This is a genomic window from Pedobacter sp. GSP4, assembly GCF_051857575.1.
In the GTDB taxonomy this organism is placed as follows: domain Bacteria; phylum Bacteroidota; class Bacteroidia; order Sphingobacteriales; family Sphingobacteriaceae; genus Pedobacter.
In genome coordinates, this window is sequence record NZ_JBPZIR010000014.1 from 73,009 (window position 1) to 83,621 (window position 10,613).

Below are 10,613 nucleotides of genomic sequence, written 5' to 3' on the forward strand. Positions count from 1 at the left end.
AAATATTAAAATTTGGTCTGGGCATCAGTTTTTTTGCTGATGAACAATAACCCTATAAATGTGATTAAACCGTTAATCAAAATCAGTTCAACACTAAAAACGTAACCACCCAATAACGTGGTAGAGTACGTGGCAAGCAAGTAACATAAAAAAGGCGATAATAAGCAAACTATCGGCACTAATTTATCATGAAGACCACGTTTTTTTACAAATAATCCAAAACTATACAATCCTAAAAGCGGGCCATAGGTATAAGAGGCAATGGTGAAAATTAAGCTTACCACCGATGAGCTGTTGAGCGCATTGATTACAAGAATTACCAAAAACATCAGGATAGAGAAAGCTACGTGTACGGTATGGCGCTTTTTTACTGCAGTTTCGGCATTTAAGTTTTCCGCCTTATCCATGCCTAAAAAATCTACACAGAAGGAGGTGGTTAAAGCAGTAAGGGCCGAATCGGTTGTGGCAAAGGTGGCCGCAGTTAAGCCGAGCATAAATATAATGGCCGGCACAGCACCAAGGTTGTTTAAGGCAATTTCGGGAAAAAGTAAATCTGTCCGTGGCTTACCGGTAATATGATCTAATGGGATATCGATGCCGTTTTTTGCTGCAAAGATGTATAAGAGTGCTCCTACACTTAAAAAGAAAACATTTAAGATTACAAATACCCCTGTAAAAGTAAACATGTTCTTTTGTGCTTCCTTAATGGTACCCATGCTCAGGTTTTTCTGCATTAAATCCTGATCTAGGCCTGTCATGGCAATGGTAACAAAAATTCCCCCAATAAACTGTTTGCTGAAATAGAATTTATTGGTCAGGAAATCATTTAAAAAGAATATTTTGGAATAGCTGCTGTTTTTTACCGTTTCAAATGCCTGTGGGATGCTGAAATCCAGACTGTTGCAGATAAAGTAAATGGTTAAGAAAACCGATAATACAAGGAAAAACGTTTGCAGCGTATCGGTAATGATGATGGTTTTTAAACCGCCCTTAAAAGTGTAAGACCATATCAATGCCAGCGAAATTAATACCGTTAACCAAAAGGGGATACCGTAGTTATCAAATATAAAACGCTGCAATACAATAACCACCAGGTATAATCTGGTTGCCGAGCCCAGTGTGCGGCTCAATAAAAATATCGATGCTGCCGTTTTATAACTGTAATGGCCTAATCTTTTTTCGATGTAGCTGTAAATGGATGTTAAATTCATCCGGTAATACAGTGGAAGTAAAACCGTGGCGATAATGATAAAGCCGACAGCATTGCCCAGAACAAACTGAAAATACTGGAACTGGTTTCCACTCGGCGCGCCAACTTCGCCGGGAACAGATATAAATGTAACACCAGAAAGTGCCGTTCCAATCATTCCAAAGGCTACCAAATACCATTTAGAATTCCGGTTGGCAACAAAGAAAGTCGAATTATCAGATGAGTTTTTTGAAGTTACGAACGAAATAATAATCAGCAATAAAAAATAACCGATCAGAAAACATAAGAGAATGGTTGGAGACATAGTTTTGTATTAAGCTGATAAATGTAAAGAAAACTATCAAATCAAGCAATATTCTTGCAATGACCAATGACCAATAACCAATTAACCAATCACCAATAATCAATAGCATCTTAATGGGCTTAATTTCTTAATGGTCAAGAGATGAACCAGTTTTCAGTTGGCAGTTTTCAATTTACAATACATCAATCTAACAGTTTAGCAATTAGTATGGAACAGTTAACCAGTTCAAACAATTAACCGATTAACCAATTTGCTTTACCAATGAACAATAATCAATAGCATCCATCAATAATATCTTAATGTGCTTAATTTCTTAATGGTCAAGAGATGAACCAGTTTTCAGTTCGCAATACAGCAATTTAACAGTTTAGCAATTAGTATGGAACAGTTAACCAGTTCAAACAATTAACCGATTAACCAATTTGCTTTACCAATAAACAATAATCAATAGCATCCATCAATAATATCTTAATGTACTTAATTTCTTAATGGTCAAAAGATGAACCAGTTTTCAGTTCGCAATACAGCAATTTAACAGTTTAGCAATTAGTATGGAACAGTTAACCAGTTCAAACAATTAACCGATTAACCAATTTGCTTTACCAATGAACCAATGACCAATGAACTATTGAACTAATTACTTATTTTTGCATTATGAATTTCTCATCCAAACTGCTAGAAGATGCGGTAAACGAATTCTCGAAACTTCCTGGTGTAGGCCAAAAAACCGCTTTACGTTTGGTTTTACATCTTTTAAACAAAGAACAGGAGGAGGTAAACCAGTTTGGCAATACTTTTATCAGATTAAAACAGCAGATTAAACATTGTAGCACCTGCCACAATATTTCTGATTATACCGTTTGCGAAATCTGTACTTCGCACAAGCGTGATAAAGAAACTATCTGTGTGGTAGAAGATACCAGAGATGTGATGGCAATCGAAAATACAGGTCAATATTTTGGGGTTTACCACGTTTTGGGCGGTTTAATTTCTCCAATGGATGGTATTGGCCCTGCCGATCTGTTTATTGATGGCTTGGTATCGAGGGTTGCTGCAGGTGGGATTAAAGAAATCATTTTGGCCTTAAGTCCGAATATGGAAGGCGACACGACTTTGTTTTATCTGTACAAAAGGTTAAAAGAATTTAATGTACCCGTTACCACCATTGCCCGTGGTATAGCCTTTGGGGGCGAGCTCGAATACACAGATGAAATTACACTGGGCAGATCGATTGTTACCCGTGTACCTTACGAAACTGCAATGATGAAATAATGGCAAAGCATTTTTTACTCTTATCCGTGATTCTCTTTTCCGGTTGGTTTGATCAAACGCCGATCAGGATCCATTCCCACAACGATTATACACACGCTAAACCTTTTTACGAAGCCGTTCAGAACAAGGCTTTTTCGATAGAGGCCGATGTTTTTGTAGTTGGCGATTCGTTAATGGTGGCACACAGCAAAAAGGAAATCAAAGCCGGGAATACTTTAGATAAAATGTACCTCCAGCCGATCGTGGCCTTTTCTAAAACCAAAGATTTTTATCGTTTCCAGTTGATGATCGATTTCAAAGAAAGCTGGGATTTGACTTATCCAGTTTTACTGAAAGCATTAAAACCCTACGAAAAGCTATTCTCAAAAGGCAAGGTTAGCCTAGTGATCAGTGGAAACCGGCCGCCGCACAATACTTTCCACCTTTATCCCGAAATGATCAAGTTTGATGGCTTGCCAGGCGTAAACTATGCCCCAGAAGATTTAAAAAAAGTAACCATGATCAGTGCCAACTTCGCCGATTATTCTAAATGGAAAGGAGTGGGCGAAATACCAGAAGCCGATCAGAACAGATTATCCGCACTTGTAGTAGCCGCCTATCAAATCAACAAACCTTTCCGTTTTTGGGGAGCACCAGATACCGAAAACTACTGGAAACAATCCCTATCAGGTATCATCAATACAGATAAAGTTACCGAAGCCACAAACTATTTTAAAACAAAATAATGTAAGCAGTATCAAGTCTCAATCCTTACATCTTAATACTTAATACTCAAATCTTGCTACTAAATGAACCTAAAAAATAAAGTAATCATCATCACCGGAGCCTCGAGCGGAATTGGAAAAGCCTGTGCCGAAGAATTTGCAAAACGTGGTGCCAATCTGGTTTTAGCTGCGCGCCAATATGTAACCCTGTGCGAAATTACGGCCGAGCTGGAGAAAAAATATGGCATTAGGGCGGTGGCCGTTCAGGCCGATGTAAGTAAAGAAGCCGATTGCGAACTGATTGTTAAACAGGCATTGGTTTCATTTCAAAAGATTGATATTCTGGTAAACAACGCCGGTTTATCTATGCGTGCCCTATTTAACGATCTGGATTTATCGGTACTTAAAAACCTGATGGACGTGAATTTCTGGGGAACGGTTTATTGTACTAAATATGCTTTGCCCGAAATATTAAAAACCAAAGGAACGGTTGTGGGTGTTTCATCAATTGCAGGTTACCGCGGCCTGCCTGGCAGAACCGGTTACTCGGCCTCTAAATTTGCCATGAACGGTTTTATGGAATCGCTACGTACCGAACTCCTTAAAACCGGTGTAAATGTAATGGTGGCCTGTCCAGGTTTTACCGCTTCGAACATTAGGGTTACTGCCTTATCCAAAGATGGTGCTGTGCATGGCGAAACAAGTATGGATGAAGGCAAAATGATGTCGTCAGAAGAAGTGGCCAGCATTATTGCCGATGGTATCGAAAAACGCAAACGTACTTTGGTAATGACCGGACAAGGCAAATTGGCTGTTTGGATGAACAAACTTTTCCCGGCTTTTGTAGATAAAAAGGTATTTGATTTATTCGCGAAAGAGAAAAACCCGTTAATTAAGGCTTAACGCTGAGGTAAAAGGTGTAAGGTAGAAGGTTATGTGTTTTGAATAAGAGGTAAAGTAATCTCGATACTTGATACTGAAATCCTGATACTCCCTCCCCAAAAAAATCCACCCCTCCAACAATTTCGTTAATTTACTGTTGAAAGGATAAATCTTTTTTATGTACAAATTCCTGGTTTTATTCATGCTCTTATTTCAAACTATAGTTTCATCCGCTCAGGTAAAGAAAGCTAAAAATATAAATTATGCAGGCAATGCCGATGAGGCCAATACGCTGAATATTTTTTATAAGAACGATAGTATAAAAGATAAACCTGTATTGATTTTCATTCACGGAGGCTCTTGGAGCAGTGGAAAAAAAGAAACCTATTGGTGGCTGGGCAGAAACTTTGCGCGTAAAGGCATCGTTACTGTTGTGATTAATTACCCTTTAGCACCCAATGCCCAGTACGAAAAAATGGGCGATGATTGCGCTTTGGCGGTGAAATGGGTGAAAGAACACATTGCAGCTTATATGGCCAGTGCCGATAAAATTTTTGTAATGGGGCACTCGGCTGGGGCGCATTTGGGCGAACTGATTAATGCTGACCCTAAATATTTTAAGAAAGCCGGCATTCATAACCCGATCAAGGGCGTAATTCTTAACGATCCTTTCGGACTCGATATTTTTGAATACCTCTCTGAAGCTGAAAAAGACCATTATTACTATGATTTTTTAAGGACTTTTAGCAATCAGCCTGAAGTTTGGAAAACCGCTTCGCCATTAGCGTATGCAAACAACATTAAAAATCCGCACCTGCTTTTTTATGGAAGTAAAACCTACGGGGCCATTAAACTGCAAACACCCAGGTTATACGAAAAACTGAAAGCAAATAACATCCCGGTAGAAATAAAGGAGATTAAAGGCAAAAGCCATGTACCTATGATCAGTCAGATGATTTTTGGTGGCAACCAACTGTATAAGGATATTGTAGATTTTATCACATTAGCCCAATAGCAATCTACGGCTATGAAAAAGATGCTTCGTGTCTCAGCATGACAAATAATAAAACCTCTACACCGTCCGCGTAACCTTATCCAACTTGCTATAATCCATCACCATTTTACCTTCTTCGTTGTGGTGGTACATTTTCTCAAACCTGGCATCCATTTCTATTTCTTCATCCTGATAGCTTGTTCTGGTATGTATTGTTTGCGAAAAGGTATCATCAAAAGCTTTTAGCATCACAAAAATCTCTACTTCGGCCTGTTGCAGCTCGGTTAACGATTTTTCGTAAAACGGACTTTCTTCGGTAATGGCATGCACCAATGTCCAGTTTAACGAAAGTATGCCAATTTTATCGCGCTCTAAAGCCAATGGATAAAACCTACGTACATGTTTCCCTTCAACGGTTTCATTGTACGACATTACCATCTGCACTTCAACCTCGATAAGCTGGTTGCGGCGCAGGTTAACCAAACGGCACATTAAGCCATGCCCGTTTTCGTAGGGTGCAATAACCATTTTTTTGCTAAAACTTACCTTCGAGGTAGGGCGGCTGAAACGGCCGTATAATAAACCTGTAGCCAGGGCAAAAGCCAATAACCCCAACATACTTTCGAAGGCGGCCAATACGCTGGTAATAAAGCCCTGTGGCGAAATATGGCCATAGCCAACGGTTGAAATGGTTTGTGCCGAAAAGAAAAATGCATCAAAAAACTGATCGCGCAGGGTTACACCTTTGGCACCATTCAGGTTTTCTATTCCGATTAGGTTATACAAAACTGCAAAAATGGTATTTACAATAAGATAGGCAACCAGAATTACAAAGAAAAACCGGGTCCAGCTCATGGTAACCAAGCGGGTATATGTATCATCAAACTTAAACCAGGGCAGGCCGGTACGCTCTATATTGGCAGAACCATCGGGGTTAAGCATGCGCTGATTTTTGGTTACGGGATTGGATCCGAAACCGAAATCATCATTAAACTGTACTTTTCTTTTAAAGAAAGACATATATTTTTAGAAAGATTTTGGAATATTAAAAAACTATATCAATATTTGCTTTATACAAACATGATAATTAAAAACTTAAATAACAATTGGTGGTGGCATAACGAAATTCGTTAGGCAAATTCTATTGTTATATATTTTAAAATATTTTAAACAAAATTAAGAGGATTGCCCAAAAAGCAATCCTTTTTTTATGCAATTTTTTGAAGGATCGTCATGCTGAATTTATTTCAGCATCTGTATGAAAGATTCTGAATCAAGTTCAGAATGACGGCAAGAGGTACACAAAACATGAAAAAAATATTAAACCATTTATTCGAGAACAAGAGCTTTAGCAGGGAAGAAGCAAAGAACATTTTAATTTCCATTTCGGAAGGCGCATTCAATTCTTCGCAGATTGCTGCATTTATTACGGCCTATGCCATGCGGAACATTACCGTGCAGGAATTACAGGGCTTTCGCGATGCGATGTTGGATATGTGTGTAAAAATTAATCTATCTGGCTACGAACTGATTGATCTTTGTGGCACCGGGGGCGATGGTAAAGACACTTTTAATATTTCTACCTTATCCTCTTTCATTGTAGCCGGAGCTGGCCACCATGTAGCCAAACACGGTAACTATGGCGTTTCATCGGGATGCGGTTCATCCAACGTTATGGAGTATTTAGGATATACTTTTACCAATGATGAAGATACTTTAAAGCGGGGATTGGATGCCGCCGGGATCTGCTTTTTGCATGCGCCTTTGTTTAACCCTGCTATGAAAATCGTAGCGCCCATCCGTAAAGAGCTGGGGGTGAAAACCTTTTTTAATATGTTGGGCCCAATGGTTAACCCCGGACAGCCAAAATACCAGATGGTAGGTGTTTTTAGTCTGGAACTTGCCCGTTTATACGCATATTTATACCAGCACACAGATAAAAAATATACCATTGTGCATGCCTTGGAAGGTTACGACGAGATTTCTTTAACCTGCGACGTAAAAACTTTTTCAAACAAGGGCGAACAGATTTTAACACTTGAAGATATGGGCTTTGAAAGGGTAGATGTTAATGCAATTAAGGGTGGCGATACGGTAGAATCATCGGCCAGGATATTTATGGATGTGTTAAACGGTGAAGCTACCGATGTACAGAACAATGTAGTACTGTGTAACTCAGCACTTGCCATTAGAACGATTAAACCCGAGTTATCTTTTGCCGATTGTTATTATGAAGCAGAAGAATCATTAATGGGTAAAAAAGCGCTTAACAGCTTCAAAAAACTATTGGCATGCTAAAATTAAAAGTTTGTGGAATGCGTTTGGCCGCAAATATTGCAGCGGTAGCTGAGCTGCAGCCAGATTATCTGGGCTTTATCTTTTACGATAAATCGCCAAGGCTGATCAGCGAGGTTTCTGCAGAGTTAATCAAATACATTCCTGCTGAAATTAAAACCGTGGGTGTTTTTGTTAACGAAGACCTTGAAAAGGTAAAGGAAAGAGTAAGCAGTTTAAAGTTAAAAGCTGTTCAGCTACATGGAAGCGAATCGCCAGGCTATTGTGCGGAGCTAAAATCGATTTTCCCTGCTGTAGAAGTAATTAAAGCTTTTGGAATAGATGAAGATTTTGACTTTTCGAGTTTAGCACCCTATTTAGAGGCGGTAGATTTCTTTTTGTTCGATACCAAGACGAAAGCACACGGTGGTTCGGGAAAAACATTTGATTGGTCTGTTTTAGACCGATATACTTACCCTAAACCCTACTTTTTGAGCGGTGGTATTGATTTAGAACATGCCACAGCCATAAAAAATATAAATGATGAACGTTTATATGCACTGGATATCAATAGCCGGTTCGAAATAGAACCTGGCCTTAAAGATGCCGCAAAGATTAAAGAATTTATGACCTCTTGTTTCAACCAGAGGTAAAAACGGAAGATATGAAATACAAAGTAAACGAAAAAGGATATTACGGAGATTTTGGAGGCGCTTACATCCCCGAAATGCTTTATCCAAACGTAGAAGAATTGCGTCAAAACTATTTAAAGATTATTGATGATGCCGATTTTCAAAAGGAATTTCATCAATTGTTAAAAGATTACGTTGGCCGTCCTTCGCCATTATACCTCGCTAAAAGGTATTCGGAACGTTATGGTGCCAATATTTTCCTGAAAAGGGAAGATTTAAACCATACCGGTGCACACAAGATCAACAATACCATCGGGCAGATTTTATTGGCCGAAAAACTGGGTAAAAAAAGGATCATCGCCGAAACAGGTGCCGGTCAGCATGGAGTCGCCACAGCAACGGTTTGTGCTTTGCGCAACCTAGAGTGCGTAATCTATATGGGTGAGGTAGATATTGAACGCCAGGCACCAAATGTTGCCCGCATGAAAATGCTGGGTGCAAAGGTTGTTCCGGCAAGCTCAGGGAGCAAAACCTTAAAAGATGCCACCAACGAAGCCATGCGCGATTGGATTAATAATCCAGTTGATACGCATTATATTATCGGATCGGTAGTTGGTCCGCATCCTTACCCAGATATGGTGGCGATTTTTCAATCGATTATTTCAGAAGAAACCAAAAAGCAATTAATAGAACAGACCGGAAGCGATCAACCTGATTATGTTCTGGCCTGCGTAGGCGGCGGAAGCAATGCCATGGGTATGTTCTATCATTTTATGGACGATGAAAATGTAAAACTGATTGCGGTTGAGGCGGCTGGAAAAGGCGTATCGAGCGGATTTTCTGCAGCCACCACTTATTTGGGCAAAGAAGGTGTATTGCACGGCAGCAGGAGTATTTTAATGCAAACAGAAGATGGACAGGTAGTAGAGCCGCATTCGGTTTCGGCAGGATTGGATTATCCGGGCATTGGTCCACAACATGCACATTTGTTTAAAACCGGCCGCGGACAATATGTTTCCATCACTGATGAAGAAAGTTTAGAAGCCGGTTTGCTTTGTACTCAACTGGAAGGAATTATCCCGGCCATTGAGAGTGCACATGCTTTGGCTTACTTGGAAAAAATGGAATTTAAAGGTGGCGAAAATGTAGTGGTTTGCCTATCTGGACGTGGCGACAAGGATCTGGATACCTATATTAAATATTTTAATTTATAGACAAATCGTCATTGCGAGGAACAAAGCAATCCTACAACACCCGCTAGGTAGAATAATCCAAATCATTAAGGTTGCTTCATGCCTCGTAACGACGGAAAATGGTAAAAAAAATGAACCGTATTAAACAACTCTTCCAGGAGAAGAAAAATATATTATCAATTTACTATACTGCTGGTTACCCAAATACTGGCGATACCATTCAAATTGCAGAAGCTTTAGAGAAATCGGGTGCCGATATGCTCGAAATAGGCTTTCCTTATTCTGATCCTGTTGCCGATGGACCGGTAATCCAGGCCAGTAGCAAGCAATCGCTAGATCAGGGCATGACATTAAAACTGCTTTTTGAACAGCTGAAAGATTTACGCAAAAAGGTAAGCATCCCTGTTTTATTAATGGGTTATGTAAACCCGGTGCTGCAGTTTGGTGTAGAAAAATTCTGCGAGGCCTGTGCCGAAGTAGGGGTAGATGGCTGCATTGTTCCCGATCTGCCAATGGTAGAGTATGAGGAATTTTATCAAGATTGCTTTGAAAAACATAACCTGAGCAATGTATTTTTAATTACCCCGCAAACAGCCGAAGAACGTATCCATAAAATTGATGGCTTAACCAATGGGTTCATCTATCTATTGTCATCATCGGCCACTACTGGTAAAAACCTCGAAGTGGGCGATACCACTGAAGCTTATTTTAGTAGAATTAAAAACCTGAACCTTAAAAACCCAACCATGATCGGTTTCGGGATCAGCGATAAACAGACTTTCGATAAGGCCTGCTCGTACGCCGATGGTGCAATTATCGGTACTGCTTTCGTTAAAGCCATTGCTGATGGGAATTTAGAGGAGAGCGTAAGCAATTTCATGAAGAAGTTTAAAGCTTAGTATTCAAACTCTTCCAAGTTAGCGGAGTTCCCAAGTACCGTCATTTCGAGCGGACCCGATAGCTATCGGGTGCAGCGAAGTCGAGAAATCTGTTCGAGATAGATCTCTCCGCTCCACTGCGTTTCGGTCGAGATGATTGTTATGATAAAAACAAATTTTAAGCAGCTATATTATAATTGTTTTTATAGCTCTCCTGGTTTTTTATAACTGCTGCAACTCTGAGCGCTATTTTGTTTCTGACCGCGTTAA

10 protein-coding genes are annotated in these 10,613 nt (G+C 39.7%); 8 read left to right on the forward strand and 2 right to left on the reverse strand.

Annotation, left to right across the window (positions count from 1 at the left end; genetic code table 11):
* Window positions 1-5: 5 nt before the first annotated feature.
* Entirely contained in the window at window positions 6-1,514 is a 1,509-nt protein-coding gene (locus ACS5PU_RS24025) for a sodium:solute symporter (protein ID WP_439461699.1), read from the reverse strand.
* 654 nt (window positions 1,515-2,168) lie between these two features.
* On the opposite strand from ACS5PU_RS24025, the gene recR reads away from it, so the two are divergent.
* The 4 genes from recR to ACS5PU_RS24045 all read left to right on the forward strand — a co-directional run bounded on the left by recR (window position 2,169) and on the right by ACS5PU_RS24045 (window position 5,387).
* The gene (gene recR / locus ACS5PU_RS24030; RefSeq protein ID WP_439461700.1) at window positions 2,169-2,786 is read left to right on the forward strand and encodes a recombination mediator RecR; all 618 of its coding nucleotides are present in this window, start codon (window positions 2,169-2,171) and stop codon (window positions 2,784-2,786) included.
* A 26-nt stretch (window positions 2,787-2,812) separates the two neighbouring features.
* Window positions 2,813-3,511 (forward strand): hypothetical protein, encoded by a 699-nt coding sequence (locus ACS5PU_RS24035; protein ID WP_439461701.1) that lies wholly within the window; start codon window positions 2,813-2,815, stop codon window positions 3,509-3,511.
* Between the two features lie 63 nt (window positions 3,512-3,574).
* Window positions 3,575-4,393, forward strand: a complete 819-nt coding sequence (locus ACS5PU_RS24040; RefSeq protein ID WP_439461702.1) for an SDR family oxidoreductase — start codon at window positions 3,575-3,577, stop codon at window positions 4,391-4,393.
* Between the two features lie 157 nt (window positions 4,394-4,550).
* A complete protein-coding gene (locus ACS5PU_RS24045; RefSeq protein ID WP_439461703.1) occupies window positions 4,551-5,387 on the forward strand; it encodes an alpha/beta hydrolase in 837 nt (278 codons plus the stop codon).
* Between the two features lie 57 nt (window positions 5,388-5,444).
* Here the strand turns inward: ACS5PU_RS24045 and ACS5PU_RS24050 are convergent, their stop codons facing one another.
* Complete coding sequence (locus ACS5PU_RS24050) at window positions 5,445-6,386, reverse strand: ion channel (protein WP_439461704.1); 942 nt, start codon at window positions 6,384-6,386, stop codon at window positions 5,445-5,447.
* 288 nt (window positions 6,387-6,674) lie between these two features.
* Here ACS5PU_RS24050 and trpD point away from each other — a divergent pair, with 288 nt between their 5' ends.
* From trpD to trpA, 4 genes are all read left to right on the forward strand, one after another.
* Complete coding sequence (gene trpD / locus ACS5PU_RS24055; RefSeq protein ID WP_439461705.1) at window positions 6,675-7,664, forward strand: anthranilate phosphoribosyltransferase; 990 nt, start codon at window positions 6,675-6,677, stop codon at window positions 7,662-7,664.
* Complete coding sequence (locus tag ACS5PU_RS24060; RefSeq protein WP_439461706.1) at window positions 7,658-8,293, forward strand: phosphoribosylanthranilate isomerase; 636 nt, start codon at window positions 7,658-7,660, stop codon at window positions 8,291-8,293. Before trpD ends, ACS5PU_RS24060 begins: the two co-directional genes overlap by 7 nt.
* An 11-nt stretch (window positions 8,294-8,304) precedes the next feature.
* Window positions 8,305-9,486: a tryptophan synthase subunit beta gene (gene trpB, locus ACS5PU_RS24065; RefSeq protein ID WP_439461707.1), complete on the forward strand. Its 1,182-nt coding sequence runs from the start codon at window positions 8,305-8,307 to the stop codon at window positions 9,484-9,486.
* 110 nt (window positions 9,487-9,596) lie between these two features.
* Window positions 9,597-10,364, forward strand: a complete 768-nt coding sequence (gene trpA, locus ACS5PU_RS24070; RefSeq protein ID WP_439461708.1) for a tryptophan synthase subunit alpha — start codon at window positions 9,597-9,599, stop codon at window positions 10,362-10,364.
* Window positions 10,365-10,613: the final 249 nt, after the last annotated feature.

Excerpts from the sequence above, each read along its gene's own strand:
- ACS5PU_RS24040 (WP_439461702.1), top strand. The coding sequence starts at position 3,575 with ATGAACCTAAAAAATAAAGTAATCATCATCACCGGAGCCTCGAGCGGA.
- ACS5PU_RS24060 (WP_439461706.1), top strand. The coding sequence starts at position 7,658 with ATGCTAAAATTAAAAGTTTGTGGAATGCGTTTGGCCGCAAATATTGCA.
- trpA (WP_439461708.1), top strand. The coding sequence starts at position 9,597 with ATGAACCGTATTAAACAACTCTTCCAGGAGAAGAAAAATATATTATCA.
- ACS5PU_RS24025 (WP_439461699.1), bottom strand. The coding sequence starts at position 1,514 with ATGTCTCCAACCATTCTCTTATGTTTTCTGATCGGTTATTTTTTATTG.
- ACS5PU_RS24045 (WP_439461703.1), top strand. The coding sequence starts at position 4,551 with ATGTACAAATTCCTGGTTTTATTCATGCTCTTATTTCAAACTATAGTT.
- trpD (WP_439461705.1), top strand. The coding sequence starts at position 6,675 with ATGAAAAAAATATTAAACCATTTATTCGAGAACAAGAGCTTTAGCAGG.
- trpB (WP_439461707.1), top strand. The coding sequence starts at position 8,305 with ATGAAATACAAAGTAAACGAAAAAGGATATTACGGAGATTTTGGAGGC.
- ACS5PU_RS24050 (WP_439461704.1), bottom strand. The coding sequence starts at position 6,386 with ATGTCTTTCTTTAAAAGAAAAGTACAGTTTAATGATGATTTCGGTTTC.
- recR (WP_439461700.1), top strand. The coding sequence starts at position 2,169 with ATGAATTTCTCATCCAAACTGCTAGAAGATGCGGTAAACGAATTCTCG.